General features: G+C 34.2%; 10 protein-coding genes and 1 tRNA gene. 8 read left to right on the forward strand and 3 right to left on the reverse strand.

The window, feature by feature from the left end; translation table 11 throughout:
• Window positions 1-94: 94 nt before the first annotated feature.
• From murJ to HCQ94_RS06090, 4 genes are all read left to right on the forward strand, one after another.
• Complete coding sequence (murJ, locus tag HCQ94_RS06075) at window positions 95-2,299, forward strand: murein biosynthesis integral membrane protein MurJ (RefSeq protein ID WP_166982649.1); 2,205 nt, start codon at window positions 95-97, stop codon at window positions 2,297-2,299.
• A gap of 134 nt (window positions 2,300-2,433) precedes the next feature.
• Window positions 2,434-3,696, forward strand: coding sequence for an MFS transporter (locus HCQ94_RS06080; protein WP_166978239.1), 1,263 nt, complete (start codon window positions 2,434-2,436; stop codon window positions 3,694-3,696).
• 79 nt (window positions 3,697-3,775) lie between these two features.
• Entirely contained in the window at window positions 3,776-4,885 is a 1,110-nt protein-coding gene (locus HCQ94_RS06085) for a lysylphosphatidylglycerol synthase transmembrane domain-containing protein (protein WP_166982651.1), read from the forward strand.
• A gap of 27 nt (window positions 4,886-4,912) precedes the next feature.
• Window positions 4,913-6,208: a chloride channel protein gene (locus tag HCQ94_RS06090; RefSeq protein ID WP_166978235.1), complete on the forward strand. Its 1,296-nt coding sequence runs from the start codon at window positions 4,913-4,915 to the stop codon at window positions 6,206-6,208.
• A 107-nt stretch (window positions 6,209-6,315) separates the two neighbouring features.
• On the opposite strand, the gene dnaB is transcribed toward HCQ94_RS06090, so the two are convergent.
• Window positions 6,316-7,662, reverse strand: coding sequence for a replicative DNA helicase (dnaB, locus tag HCQ94_RS06095; RefSeq protein ID WP_166978233.1), 1,347 nt, complete (start codon window positions 7,660-7,662; stop codon window positions 6,316-6,318).
• 419 nt (window positions 7,663-8,081) lie between these two features.
• Here dnaB and HCQ94_RS06100 point away from each other — a divergent pair.
• A tRNA-Thr gene (locus HCQ94_RS06100) sits at window positions 8,082-8,157 on the forward strand.
• Window positions 8,158-8,646: 489 nt separating this feature from the next.
• Here the strand turns inward: HCQ94_RS06100 and HCQ94_RS06105 are convergent.
• The gene (locus HCQ94_RS06105) at window positions 8,647-9,165 is read right to left on the reverse strand and encodes a ClbS/DfsB family four-helix bundle protein (protein ID WP_166978232.1); all 519 of its coding nucleotides are present in this window, start codon (window positions 9,163-9,165) and stop codon (window positions 8,647-8,649) included.
• Window positions 9,166-9,486: 321 nt separating this feature from the next.
• Between HCQ94_RS06105 and HCQ94_RS06110 the strand changes: the two genes are divergently transcribed.
• Window positions 9,487-9,903 carry an ATP-binding cassette domain-containing protein gene (locus HCQ94_RS06110; RefSeq protein ID WP_166982653.1) on the forward strand — a complete coding sequence of 139 codons (417 nt, stop codon included), beginning with the start codon at window positions 9,487-9,489 and terminating at the stop codon, window positions 9,901-9,903.
• Between the two features lie 469 nt (window positions 9,904-10,372).
• Here the strand turns inward: HCQ94_RS06110 and HCQ94_RS06115 are convergent, their stop codons facing one another.
• Window positions 10,373-11,911 carry an alpha/beta hydrolase gene (locus tag HCQ94_RS06115; RefSeq protein WP_166982655.1) on the reverse strand — a complete coding sequence of 513 codons (1,539 nt, stop codon included), beginning with the start codon at window positions 11,909-11,911 and terminating at the stop codon, window positions 10,373-10,375.
• Between the two features lie 126 nt (window positions 11,912-12,037).
• Between HCQ94_RS06115 and HCQ94_RS06120 the strand changes: the two genes are divergently transcribed.
• Window positions 12,038-12,847 (forward strand): hypothetical protein, encoded by an 810-nt coding sequence (locus tag HCQ94_RS06120; protein WP_166982657.1) that lies wholly within the window; start codon window positions 12,038-12,040, stop codon window positions 12,845-12,847.
• A gap of 99 nt (window positions 12,848-12,946) precedes the next feature.
• Window positions 12,947-14,497 (forward strand): Re/Si-specific NAD(P)(+) transhydrogenase subunit alpha, encoded by a 1,551-nt coding sequence (locus HCQ94_RS06125; protein ID WP_166982659.1) that lies wholly within the window; start codon window positions 12,947-12,949, stop codon window positions 14,495-14,497.
• Window positions 14,498-14,499 lie beyond the last annotated feature (2 nt).

Genomic DNA, 14,499 nt, shown 5'->3' on the forward strand with positions numbered 1-14,499 from the left:
AAGGTATCATGTAAAAAGATTATCGGTAATTCATAAGAAAAATAAAGTTGATTTTTTGAATTACTAGTCTAAAGTTTTTCGTGGAGGTAGAAAATTGACATCAGATAACTCGTCTAATAAAGGCATTAGTCAAGACAGTGTATCCTCTGAAAATAATCAATACAACTTAGTAAACAACACAGAATCTAGTTTAAAAAATAGTTCTAGTGTTGAAAAAAATGATACCTATTTTGATACCTTAAATGATACCCACGAAAACTGCGATGAAAGTCCTGAAAATAAAGGAAATCAAAGTCTATCAAGTAAATATAACTTAGTAGATAATTCTGTAGCTAATAATTTTGGAGACTTCAAAGAGTATAAATGTGAAAAATGCATAAATGCTGAGCAACACAACGAACACATAAACGCCAACATCTCAAGAAACACAAGTTGCGAAAACGCTGATATAAATTATGCTGTAAATCAAAACTACACAACACCTAGTTCACTTGTCGAAAAACTAAGCAAAACTGACCTCAACAGCACAAAAGTACTTTCAGATAAAGCTGAAGAAAAACAGCCTAATAAGACTTCGCGAAATCAAGGGCAAAATGCTGAGCCCCTAAATAACTCAGCTAAGCCACAAAACCCTGTAGCTGAACCATCAAATAACTCACTAGCAAAATCATCTCTGGTAATGTTTGCTGGAACATTTGTTTCGCGAATTTTAGGTTTGGTCCGTTCCGCTTTGCTATTAGCGACCTTAGGTGCTTTTGGAGCTCATGATGCTTTTAACGTAGCCAATACTTTACCTAACACAATCTTTAATCTTTTAGCCGGCGGTGTGTTAAACGCAATTCTAGTGCCTCAGATTGTTCGTGCTTTTAGGAAGAAAAATGGCGATGAATTTGTAAACAGATTGCTCACAACAGCAGCAACAATTTTACTCACCATAACAGTTTTAGCCACCGCTGGTAGCGCATTGCTCGTTTCAATATTTGCTTATAACATGCCAGCTGGTTGGAAAGCATTAGCTGTGGCATTTGCTTTCTGGTGCTTACCACAAATATTTTTCTATGGTTTATATGTTTTGTACGGACAAGTTTTAAACGCTAAATACTCTTTTGGTCCTTATATGTGGGCACCTGTTCTGAATAATATTATTTCAATAGCAGGACTTGGTGTATTCATATATTTCTTCGGTTTTGCCAGCCCAAATACAACTCAGCAACTTTCATTCTGGACTTTCGAAAAAATAATGCTGATTGCTGGAACTGGTACTCTGGGCGTAATAGCACAAGCTCTAATATTGATACCTATAATAAAACGTACAGGATTTAAACTGCGTTTAGTTTGGGGAGTACGTGGTTACGGAATGAAGCATACTTCTAAAATGGCTCTATGGGCTTTTGGAGTTGTTGCTTTATCCCAAGTAGAACTACTGCTCATAAGTAATATTGCTTCATCAGCGCAAGCATACGGTGAAAGAGCTTCACAGTTCATACCATCAATAACTGTTTATAGCTTTGCTTATTTGATTTACATAATTCCTCAATCTTTAGTAACTACTTCAATTATCACAGCACTGTTTACAAAACTATCAAACCAAGCTGCTAGTGGTGAAAACGAACAAATGAGCAAAGACTACATGTTTACCAGCACAGTTTTGAGTAGCATATCAATATTTGCTTCCCTAACTATGATGGTATTAGCTGTACCTTTAGCAACTTTAGTTGGACCCTCTCGACCAACATACGAGATAGTTGCTATCGCTCAAGTACTAGCAATAATGTGTATTTGTATACCATTCCAAGCATTTATAACTATAAATACTCGTGTTCTTTTCGCTTACGAGAAAACTAAAAATGCTTTCTTCTTTGAGATTCCGCGTGCTTGTATACTATCCTTGGGAGCTATACTAATACCTTATATTTTTACACCTAAATATTGGGTAGCTGGTTTTTGTGCTGTAAGTTGTATAGCTTTCGTTACAGTAACTTTTGTACAATCGCTGTATTTAAAACATACTTTCCCTATAATTTCATACAGATACTTGCTTACTAACTATTTGAAAGAATACTTAGTAATGCTATTTTCAGCTTTTGTTGGTTTAACTATCTCTAATTTGATATTTACATCGCCTGTATTATTACAAGGAACTTTGAACCGTTTTTCACTTGCTTTCATAGAGTTATCATTCATTGGAACTATAATGCTTGTTATTTACATAGCAGGTCTAACTATTGTGAAAATACCTGAAATCGATTCATGCATAAATATAGTAAAACAAAAACTCTCTGTAATACGTAAGAAATAAATCTTGTTTAATAGTAGCAATTTTGTGTTAAATATTACTTTTCTATATACCAAAATCTAGCATTATTTCTACTTGTATTTACCTTATATGGTATAGACTGTAAAAGGGTTATATATAAAAATAGGTAGGGGAAAATGAAAAGCACTCGTGCGCAAAAATTGTTGTTTTTAGTAGCTTTATTTTGGTTAGCTATAATTCTTAGATCAATTATTGCAACCTTACCACCGGTCTTACCTACCGTACAGCACCAATTAAATCTATCTAACGAGCTTGCTGGTGCTACGACAACTATACCTTTGATATGCTTTGGGGTATTTGCTTTTGTTACACCTAGTATCCAAAAACGCCTAGGTATTACTGCATCTATGACTCTAGCTCTTGTTCTAATAACTATAGGTACTTTGATAAGAGCTTTACCTTATTCTTCAGTTCTGATTTTTTCTAGTTTATGTATTGGTATTGGAACTTCTATAGCAAATGTACTTTTTGCTGTAACATTGCGTGCACACTATCCACATAAAATTGCTTGGGCAATGGGGATTTTCACATTTATAGTCAACATCGGCTCAGGTATAGGGGCTATGTCAGTTCCTTTTCTGGTTTCTTATGGCTTTTCTTGGAATTTAGCTTTATCTCTATGGTCAATTCCATCAGTTTTGACAATATTTTTCTGGCTAATTTCTCATGCTGGAGTCATAAAACTTCCTAGCCTCAGGAAGAAAAAGAAATCTAAAAATTCAAATGAAGATTTTTATGTGCCAGATGGCAATGAAGAGAAAATGGCTGAAGTTAAATATATACCTATGCGTGAACTTCTAGTAATGCCTTTGGCTTGGACAATAGCGTTATTTATGGGTATTCAAAGTTTAATTTACTATAATTTTATGACTTGGCTACCTACTATATTCGAAAGCACAGGTTTTAGTGTAAAAACTAACAGTATATTATTCACGACTTTCAACACTATCGCTATATTCGGATCTTTGCTTGCTCCATTTTTATTCAACGCTAAAAACTATAAACTCGCATCTACTGTTTTCTACGGAATATACATAATAACCGCTCTATGTTTCCCAATAGGTGGCACATTAGCAATTATTGCCAGTGTAATAGCTGGTATATGTCAGGGTGTAACTTACCCTGTTGGATTAACTTTGATAGCTTCTCATCCAGATAAAACAATCATTTCTTCAATATCTGCCTTTACTCAAGGCGTAGGTTATATTATTGCAGCTATAGGTCCAATTCTTATGGGAGCTTTATATTCACTTTCAGGAAATTGGTGGGTACCAACATTTTCAATTGTTATAGCTATGGTTTTGAACTGCTTATCGTTTATTATATGTAGAAAACAAATGAATGAAGCTAGTAAAAAGTACAATATTTCAGAGCAATAATAGCTAATAAATAACTTATTAGAGTGCATTAGCTAATAGTGAATGAAATTGTTTTTACAAAGTTCTATAATGTATATTTATGTTCAGTATTTTTAAAAAAAACGAGAAATCCGATGATAATTGTCATAAAAATGCTTTATCGTACCCAAAAACTGAACATGCTTCAGACTCTAATATAGAAATTTCAGATAAATTTTTCTTTGAAGAAAACTATAATTCTTTAGAAAATCCTACGAATACCGTCCCAGAGTTAAACTTATCGTCAGTTGATAGAAAAAAAATTAAAATATTAATAATGGTTACATTATTTGTAGTAACTATTTTCACTGTAATCTTAGGTTTTGACTACGAAAATGTTTTAAACGCTGCTAAAAAAGCTGACTATTCTATGTTAGGGATTGCTTTCTTATTTTCACTAATTCCGTACTACGGAGCTTCTTTAGCTTTATTGGCGTTTACTCCTAAAAAAATAAAGCTATGGGATACTATAGTCATGCATATTGCTGGGGGTGTTATTTCTCTGATAGCACCAGCTGGCCTTGGAATTATGGCTTTAAATGTAAGGTTTTTACATAAACATAAAATAAGTATGGCTCTAAGTGTTGCTATTGTTATCTTGTCTCAAACCATACCATTATTCACCCTTGTTTCTTTAATCCTTATTGCTTGTATAGTTTCAAGCTCTTATCCTGAGTTTTCTCTACCTTGGGGAGCAATAGCTATTGGTGTCGGATTTTTTGTATTAGTGGTTTTATCTATTTTTGCTTATCCACCTTTCTATAATTGGTTCAAAACTAAGCTTTCTAGCTACTATGCACAAGTAAAACCTCTATTTACTTGGGTTCTTAAAGACCCTAAACGTTTACTATTTGGTGTTTTGGGAAGTCTTATTGTGACTCTAGGCTATGCCACTTCCTTTTATTTTGTTTTATGCGCTTTTACTAGTAACTATTCTTATGCTTCAATTTTTATAGCTTTTGTAACTGCCAATCAAGTCGGTTCTTCATTACCTTCTCCTGGAGGAATAGGAGGGGTAGAATTAGCTTTATCTGGTGCATTACGAATAATCGGTATTTCAACTGGTATTGCAGTTTCAACAGTGCTTTTATATAGAGTAATTTCTTTTTGGATACGTATACCGTTGGGATGGATTGCATTGCAATATTGTCAAAAGAAAGATTTACTTTAGTTTTATGTAACAGAAAAGAGTCCACAAATGAACAATGACGGTCATTTCAGTTATAAGTACAATGACTTTGTTACGTATCTAGTAGTTTGTCTTGTTGCTGGGCTTCTTGGAATTTTGACTGGATTGTTTACAGCTTTATGTGGGTATGTTTTATTAGAAATTACATATTTACGTTCTGAGCACTTATTTTATTTCTTGGCGTCCATGCCTATAGTTGCCTCTTTGCTAATTTGGGTGAGAAACCGCTTTATGCCCAGAAATGTTTTGAGTGACGTATTTAGAATATGTTGTCTCGGTACTAAAATAGAGCATATTCCATTTCGCTATATGCCTTTCATTATGATTGGTACTTGGACTAGTCATGTTGTCGGTGCGAGTGTTGGACGCGAAGGTGTTGCAATGCAAATTGGAGCCACTATTTCTGATGCTTTCACTAAACGTATAAAAGCACTGTATACTTTCAAAGAATTTGATCGTATACGTAAAACGTTGCTAGTTTGTGGGTTTGCAGCTGGGTTTGCTGGACTTTTTCATGTGCCTTTTGCCGCTATAGTTTTTGCTTTCGAGTTATTAATTGTTAATGATTTGTTTTTATTTGCTATTATTCCAACTTTTTTATCTTCTTTTGTTTCTTTTGGAATTTCAACTTTAGTGGGTTTAAAAAAATTTGAGGTAGATTTTTCTGGAGTTGCTTTGCCTATTTTTTCGACTTCTGTAATTCTCAAATTAGTTTTCCTTGGAGTTTTATTTGGATTAATTGGTTTTTTATTTAGTGCTTTACTCAAAAATCTGAGACGTTTTGTAGAAATAATACTACCTAATTCGTTATTTAGGATTTTTATTTCTTCCATCTTTTTAGCTCCACTCTTACTTTTTACTTTTCAAGGCCGCTATACGGGACTGGGAATAAATTTCATAAACGATGTATTTTTTAGTTCTAATCCACATATTTATTGGTTTGACTGGTGTTTAAAGTTGTTATTTACTGTTCTTTGTTTAGCTGCCGGCTTCTTTGGTGGGGAAGTGACTCCTTTGTTTTCAATAGGAGTATGTTTCGGGTTCTGGATAGGCTCAATCGTAGGGATATCACCAGTTTTATGTGCTGCTTTAGGTTTTGTAGCTGTTTTTGCTGCAGCCACTAATACTTTTTTAGGTGCAAGTATTTTAGCTTGGGAAATTTTTGGATTCCATGTTTTTGTTTTCGCTATATTCGTAACATTTTTCGCTTATCTAGTGAACTTTAACTATTCTATTTACTCTAATTTATTTATACGTGATAAAGATAGCTTAGGTTTTAGAAAGTTCTTCAAGCTAGGTATATAGCAATTTAAATACACTACTTTTACTTGTGGTTTTGCTAGTCCTAGCTTTTTATGACTTTGAGTTTTATTTAACTAAAACGACTCAACAATACGATTAATCGGTTACAATTACGCTTCTTCTTTTGCCATGTTTGCAAATCTTGCAAAGTGTCCTTGAAATGCTACAGGAATCGTCCTAGTCTCACCGTTACGATGTTTAGCAACAATAATATCAGCCTCACCTGGACGAGCTGTCTCGTCAAAAACTTCAGGACGATGTAACAGCATAATCACGTCAGCGTCCTGCTCCAAAGAACCAGATTCACGCAAATCAGCCATCATAGGTTTCTTATCAGTACGCTGTTCAGGTCCACGGTTAAGCTGAGCAACAGCAACAATAGGAATCTCTAACTGCTTAGCCAACAATTTCAAAGAACGTGAAAACTCTGAAACCTCTTGCTGACGAGATTCCACACGTTTACCAGAAGTCATAAGCTGTAAGTAGTCAACAACAATCAACTGTAAATTCTCTTGTTGTTTCAATCTTCTACACTTAGCCCTAATCTCATTCATAGACATATTAGGAGAATCATCAATAAATAAAGGAGCGTCACTAACCCTAGACATCACTTCAGCAATCCTAGTCCAATCTCCTTCTTTCAAAGACCCTTTTCTAAGGGAGGATAAGAACACTCGAGATTCAGCAGCTAGCATTCTCATCGTTATTTCTTGACGAGACATTTCAAGAGAAAAAATCACAGAAGCCATATTTTGACGAATAGATGCATAACGACAAAAATCCAAAGCCAAAGTCGATTTACCCATAGCAGGACGAGCAGCAACAATAATCATTTGACCAGCTTGTAAACCACCAAGCAAAGCATCTAAATCATTAAAACCAGTAGGCACACCCAAAATAGAATCTGTCTTACTACCATTTTTTTCAATCTCATCAATAGTAGACTCTAAGATAGCTCCAATCTTTACATAGTCTTCGCCAGATTTGTCATTAGTAACAGACAGAATCTCAGTCTGAGCCTCGTTAACAATAGCGTCAACCTCACTACCATCACACGAGTAGCCAAGCTGAGTAATCCTAGTACCAGCTTGTACAAGCTTACGTAAAACAGATTGCTCTTTTACGATTCGAGCATAATACTCAGCATTCGTAGCAGTTGGAACACCAGCAATCAAAGTGTGTATATACTGAGCACCACCAATCTGTTCCAACTTACCAGCACGAGTAAGCTCAGCCACAACAGTAATAGCATCAGCAGGCTCACCTTTAGCATAAAGTCCTAAAATGACCTCAAAAATTACCTCATGAGCAGGCTTATAAAAATCCCCACCCCGAACTCTCTCAACAACATCAGCAATAGCGTCCTTAGACAACAACATCGCACCCAAAACCGACTCCTCAGCCGCCAAATCCTGAGGAGGTAATCTGTCAAAAGAACTGTCAACAAAATCAACCATAATAAACCTAAATGTAGTGCTATGTTAAAGACAAAGTACGTGTGTCACAACATATATCAACTATATATTATATCTAAATAATGTCTTTTGCTAGGAAGTTTTAACTAGTAACCTGTGGATAACTTTAGGATATTTGTGGATAAATAGGTATGTTTTCCACAGTTATGCACAAGTTATTCACATTCATAGATAAAATTACAATTAAAAATACGGAAATTTGAAAAAATTACAATGGCGTAGTTTGTGTATAAAAAAACTTTATAGTATATTTCTAAATTCGTGATAAATATTTATCTAATAAGCTATTAATAAAAGCACTGTAGCACTTAGGTAATGCGTAAAATAAAACAGAAAATGCTTATATAATTAGGCAACTTTGAATAAGCTAAAAAACAAGGTAGAATTTACTTGTTGAAAATGCCACTTTAGCTCAGCTGGTAGAGCAATTCACTCGTAATGAATAGGTCGAGGGTTCGAGTCCCTTAAGTGGCTCCACTTGTAAATCTCATTAACACAAACTGTAAGTTGGACTGTTTTTACGTCTATTTCCTAAAATATTTCAATCCAAACCTACGATGGTAAAACAACGACAGTTATAATAATTTCGATTTTCTCAGAAAGATTTTCATTCTGTAAGGTTTTGTAGTTTTAACTAAATCCTAACGAATAAAATGTTATCCACTATCTACCCTAGTATAAAGCTACTTTATAGATAGGCTTATTCACAACCTATCTTTATCCCTCATAAGATAAGAAAATATATACCTCCTCCTTTTTAGCAACCTTTAACACTCCACATTATCTGTGGGTATCTAACAAAACATTTTCTCATATCTGCATTACTTTAACGGAACTTAACAATTTTCTACACACTAACCAGACAACTTTATTCCATCATTACAAGCAATCTTCTTATACAAATAACAAAGAAATAGAACATAAAGTTTAAAAACTCGAATAAATCAGCACACACTACAACACAGCTTAAAGCATATTCTTCTTCCATTTCCTGATTTTTGTCCTAAAAGTAGTAAAAGGAGCTATAGTATTTACTCGAATAAATTTCCAAACTTCCCAAACAGCTGTCTTTGTAGCTTCATCTGCCCACTTCCTCTGATGAGGTTCAAAAAGTTCAGTTTCGCTCATGTTATCAACCATTACACAAATCTCAGCGACATTGTGATCAAGAATTTTTTTCAACTCTTTCAAAGACAAATGTGCGTAAGTTTCATTAAACCATTTATATAGTTCTCCCAGCTGGTTCCATTTAAAATCTGCAGAAGGAGTTTTAACTTCTAAACCCGCCTTTTCGTCATTTTCCCATTTCAAAAGCAAAGTTGTCCATCCAACCTGATAAGCTAAATTTTCAGCAGGTGTTCTATCTATACCTTCACAAGAACTATCTTTCAAATGCTCTGGTACAACCTCGAATTCAAGTATATATTTTGCGTAAGCTTTTTCTATTTCACTCTTTAGCTCAGCCTTATTCTGATAACTCTTCATACTAATTACCATACCCATTACTTGTGTTAAGTAAACCAACTATATACTATGACCAAAAGAAACGCTATAACTTTAATCTCATAAAAATTAGCAACAAAGTAAAGTATTTGCTAGACTATCAGCTATGAAAATATACTTGTAATAATGAATAGTTAATTCATTCATACAATTTATCTCAAACCTTTATATAAAGAATCAACTGTTTATTTCTTACTTACTTTACTTATTTGAAGTTTAAATTGTTAATCACAAATTATTTTTAACGCTTCATATCAAATCCTTAACCAGATTCCCTATTTAATAAAACTTGATGGGAGCATTATGTCGTTAATCAAAATAAATAATCTTTATTATTCATCAGTTAAACCACTTTTTGAAAATGTAACTTTTTCCTTAGACACGAATTGGAAAACAGCAATAATTGGACGAAATAGAGTAGGAAAAAGTACTATTTTCAAGTTACTTTTAGGAGAAGTAGATTACGAAGGAACTATCAGCAAAAGTGTTGAATGTGAAAAGTTTCCATTCGTAATACCAATAAATAACAAGGATAAAAATGCAATTGAGTTATTCAATATACACAGCCCTTCTACACAAGAATGGAAATTTTTCAAAGAAACAAGCCTATTAGAACTAAATGAAAACCTTCTATTTCAGCCATTTAAAACACTATCTAAAGGTGAGCGAGCCAAAATTCTATTAGCAATATTATTCACAAAAAATGGTTTTTACTATTAAACAAACCAATAAACTACGTTTATACAATTTCTAGAATCCAGAATACAGTTCGAAGAAATAATACTTTTAGCAGACCCCACAATGATTTTCATTGAACACGATAATGAATTTGCTCGTAAAATTGCTACGAAAATTATTGAGCTGTAAAGCACAGTTTCAAGTTTGCTACCTTTGAAATATTAGGTGCAGTCCAACACCTATAGTTTTATTACTTTTGTAACTTTAGATTGGTCAAAGTTTAAGTACTACACTGTAGTTTTGGATTGCTACAGTTTTAGTGTAAGGCTAGTGCCCCGTAATACTACCGTGTTATAACGCTGATGGGCTGTAGCTTAGCTGATGAACTATTGCTTTAGCTGATGGGCAGGGCGTTTTAATAAAGTTGGGGAGCATTTGGGATAATTGTGTACCCGAATGCTCCCCAACTTTTTGACATAAACTAAGTTTGGCTTAGATTCAAGAAAATTGCTTACTTCTCACACACAAGCCCTGACTTTTTAGGTAGTTTACCAGTTAACAAATATTTATCTACAGTGCTCTGTATACAACTAGACCCAGCCCCATAAGCACCATGCGTGAAATTCTTCCAAGTTAACAAGTACGAATTGTTAATATCCTTCGCAACATTTACAGCCATTTCGTAAGGAGTTGCAGGGTCCCCCTCTGTACCAACAATCAGAATCTTATGCTTAGGTTCAGCTTTTACACCCTGGACTCTAGGAACTTTTACTGGCCAATATCTAATCAATTCAGCCTGAGCAACAAAAAATTTACCAATATTTGGAGCATCTTTCATTATTTTTGCATCAAATTCCTTATACTCTTCATCAGTCAAGTTTTCTAAACTATAGTCCAAATTATTTACAGTTTGCAAAGCCTCATTAGAGTTATCGTAATGCCCTTTTTCATCTCTACCAGATAACTGATCAGCCAAACTTAACAGCTTATCAACCTTTTTCAAATCAATTAATTCCTCTAATGCCTCACGAACAACAGGGTAAGCATCAGAATTATACAAACCAGCTACTATGCCTTGAAGAGCAATCGAAGTATTAACACTTCTTCCATCTTCACTCTTTAAACCTTCATCACCTAAGTTATCCAGTAACTCGATAATTTGTTTACTTACTTCTTCAGGAGTATCAGCCTTAAAAGGACAGATTTTACCCTCAATACAGTCTTTAGAAAAAGCGTTCAGTGCATTCTCAAAGCCTTTTGCTTGGCTATACTGTAGTTCAGCTGAACTTATTTGAGTATCTACAACACCATCTAAAACAATACGACCTGTATTATTCGGGAATAAATCAATATATGTAGCCCCAACTGATGTTCCATACGAGTAACCAAAGTAATTTAAAAAGTTATCCCCAACTAGATGTCTCCATATGTCAAGATCTTTAGCCACTGAAATTGTATTTATATATTTGTATATATCACCTGAAGTTTTTTCACATTTTGCCGCATAGTCTTGTACATCTTTAACGTTTTCTTCATGAGATTTATCAATAACTGATGGTTTCGATTCTTCTCTATATTTATCCATCTCTTTGTCAGTAAAACATTTAACAGGTGTAGATTTTCCAACACCACGAGGATCGAATCCCACTATGTCATAAGAATCAGAAACTGAGTTAGAAGCTAAACCATTAGCATAAATACTGACAAACTCTATACCACTACCACCAGGTCCTCCCGGATTTACAAATAATGTGCCGATTGGATTTTTACCCTTTATTTTCTTAGCTTCCAAAGTTATTGTTTTCCCACTTGGGTCATCGTAATTCAAAGGAGCAATTATTTTTGCACACTCAGCACTAGATTTATCATCACAACTCGTCCAATTAATTTTTTGAGTATAGAATTTTTTTAGCTCTTTAGGGAAAGACGTTTTGCTCGCACTTTCAAGAGATTTTACTTCAGCATTTGGGCGACTTTGATAACTACAAGCTGTTAAACTGAAACATAAACTTATAGCTATAAACAGTTGCAACACATTGTATTTTTTCATTTTATACCTCGGAAAACAACGCATTTGGTAAAGTAGTGGCATTACTTTTATTATAAACATATAGGAATATATAATTAATAATATAGTAAATTTGAATTATTTTAGCTTTAAAAGTCAGGATATACTATGACTAAAGAAAATCATAATACTAAGGTGTCGTTTACATCTTCACTAAAGCTATTATCTGAAATATTTACTTGCTATTTAAAATCTTTTTTTCGCTCTGACTTAGTAATTGTCTTATTCGTTTTAGGGATTGGTGTTGCTACAAGTCTTTGGCTTTTCAGTGATAACGTTGAAAATACTAATGAATTAGAAGGTATAATTATTACAATATCTAATTTATCTTCACTTATTATTTTTACGATACCTTTTTCTATAACAATTTTGTCTCTAAATTTTCACCATATCTTTTCACTACTAGACAATGAATCAAAAGACACCGTTTTAAAACATAAAATATTTTTCACAACATTTTTTAGTTTTATCAGAGTACTTTTATTATCTTTTATAACTTTATTTTTTATCTGGACATTTACTGCCATAATGTGGCCTAAAGTTTTTGCTAACGCTAACTTGCTTTCCATATTTGTTTACTCCATTGCTTTTATTACCTTCTGGTTCCTTTTCTCAACAGTATGCCTAGATATATTTCCTAAAAAATATTTAACAACTTTTACTCAAATAACATCAATTATATTAATTATCAGCGGAGGATACATTATTCCTGCAATTAGTTTTCCACCAGCATTAAACACAATAACTCAAATACTACCAACTCGAGCAACTGGCGACGTTTTACTATACAATTTCTTTGGAACTCGTATTCCTGGTGGCGCAATAGTGACTTTCCTAGAATATTTCGTAGTATTTGCTTGCTTATTTGTTATAGTGTTGAAACGTTGTAAAAACAATCGTAGAGTTTTATTTTTCTAAATAAAGTTTTATTCAAACCAATATTTTACTAATTTTCTTGAGCGTCTATCTTTGTCTTGCCTTATACTTATATGTGGTAACTATTAAATGGAGGTTATAGTGCGTATTGGTATTCCAAAAGAAAGCATGTCAGGAGAAACGCTTGTTGCTTCCACACCTAAGACAATTGAGAAACTTAAAAAACTTGGTTTTGAAATTATTGTCGAGACTGGTGCTGGGGACAAAGCTTCTTATCCTGATTCCACATACAAAGAAGTAGCAACTATCGGTTCAAAAGAAGATGTTTTTGCTAGTGATATTGTTGTAAAGATAAATCAGCCAACTGACGAAGAAGTACAGTTACTCAAAGAGGGATCTTATCTTGTTTCAAAACTAGCACCTTCTAACAATTCAGAGCTTCTAGAAAAATTATCAGAAAAATCTGTTACTGCTCTAGCAATCGATACAGTGCCACGTATTTCTCGTGCGCAGTCAATGGACATTCTTTCATCACAAGCAAACTTAGCTGGTTATCGTGCAATTATTGAGGCAGCTAACGTATTTGGTCGTTTGCTTTCTGGACAAGTAACCGCTGCTGGAAAAATGGCTCCTGCTCGTGTCTATGTCATAGGTGCTGGTATTGCTGGCCTAGCAGCCATTGGCACAGCTGTTTCTATGGGTGCCCAAGTATTTGCTAGTGATGTTCGTCCAGAAGTAGCAGAACAAGTAAATTCAATGGGAGCAACTTTTATTCCACTAATTGAAAACGCTGAAGTTTCAACTGATGGCTACGCAAAGGAAATGAGCCAAAACCAACAAGAAGTTGCTGCAAAAATTTACGACGAGCAGGTCAGTCAAAGCGACATTGTAATAACAACTGCTCTAATCCCAGGACGTCCAGCTCCACGCCTTGTTTCACGTGAAACATTGGAAAAAATGAAACCAGGCTCCGTTGTAGTGGATATGGCAGCTATTACTGGTGGTAACGTTGAGCTTTCAAAAGCTGACGAAACTGTTGTTACAAATAACGGTGTTACTATACTAGGTATAACCAACCTCACTTCTCGCCTAGCAACTCAGGCTTCTGAACTGTTCGGTAATAACATTGCGAACTTATTCAAACTTCTAACTCCTAATAAAGACGGAGAAGTAAATATCGACTTTGAAGATGTTATCGTTCGTTCAATAACTGTAACCAAAGATAAAGATATAACTTGGCCTCCACCACCTGTACAAGTTTCAGCTGCGCCACAACCTGAAACTAAAAAAGAACCTAATACCAAAGCCCTCAGTGAAGCTGACAAAAAGAAGATAGCTAAGAAAATTTCTATAGCAAAACTAATCTCAGCTTTAATCGCCTCCGGTATTTTATTGCAAATAGGCGTATTTGCTGGTTTAGAAATGGTGAAACTGCTCACTATTTTCGCTTTGGCAATTTTTGTGGGCTACTACGTAATTTCAAACGTAACTCACGCATTACACACACCACTAATGTCAGTTACAAATGCTATCAGTGGTATTGTGTTAATAGGCGCTATCTTACAAATAGGTTCAACTAACATTTTTGTAACAGTACTTTCATTCATAGCAATTGTTATAGCATCTATCAATATTTTTGGTGGTTTCTTAGTTACCGATAGAATGCTCAAAATGTTTAGGAAGGAGGACTAAAA

It is taken from the genome of Actinomyces sp. zg-332 (assembly GCF_011751945.2).
Taxonomy (GTDB): domain Bacteria; phylum Actinomycetota; class Actinomycetes; order Actinomycetales; family Actinomycetaceae; genus ZJ293.

Excerpts from the sequence above, each read along its gene's own strand:
- HCQ94_RS06105 (WP_166978232.1), bottom strand. The coding sequence starts at position 9,165 with ATGAAGAGTTATCAGAATAAGGCTGAGCTAAAGAGTGAAATAGAAAAA.
- HCQ94_RS06110 (WP_166982653.1), top strand. The coding sequence starts at position 9,487 with ATGTCGTTAATCAAAATAAATAATCTTTATTATTCATCAGTTAAACCA.
- HCQ94_RS06090 (WP_166978235.1), top strand. The coding sequence starts at position 4,913 with ATGAACAATGACGGTCATTTCAGTTATAAGTACAATGACTTTGTTACG.
- HCQ94_RS06080 (WP_166978239.1), top strand. The coding sequence starts at position 2,434 with ATGAAAAGCACTCGTGCGCAAAAATTGTTGTTTTTAGTAGCTTTATTT.
- HCQ94_RS06085 (WP_166982651.1), top strand. The coding sequence starts at position 3,776 with ATGTTCAGTATTTTTAAAAAAAACGAGAAATCCGATGATAATTGTCAT.
- HCQ94_RS06120 (WP_166982657.1), top strand. The coding sequence starts at position 12,038 with ATGACTAAAGAAAATCATAATACTAAGGTGTCGTTTACATCTTCACTA.
- dnaB (WP_166978233.1), bottom strand. The coding sequence starts at position 7,662 with ATGGTTGATTTTGTTGACAGTTCTTTTGACAGATTACCTCCTCAGGAT.
- HCQ94_RS06115 (WP_166982655.1), bottom strand. The coding sequence starts at position 11,911 with ATGAAAAAATACAATGTGTTGCAACTGTTTATAGCTATAAGTTTATGT.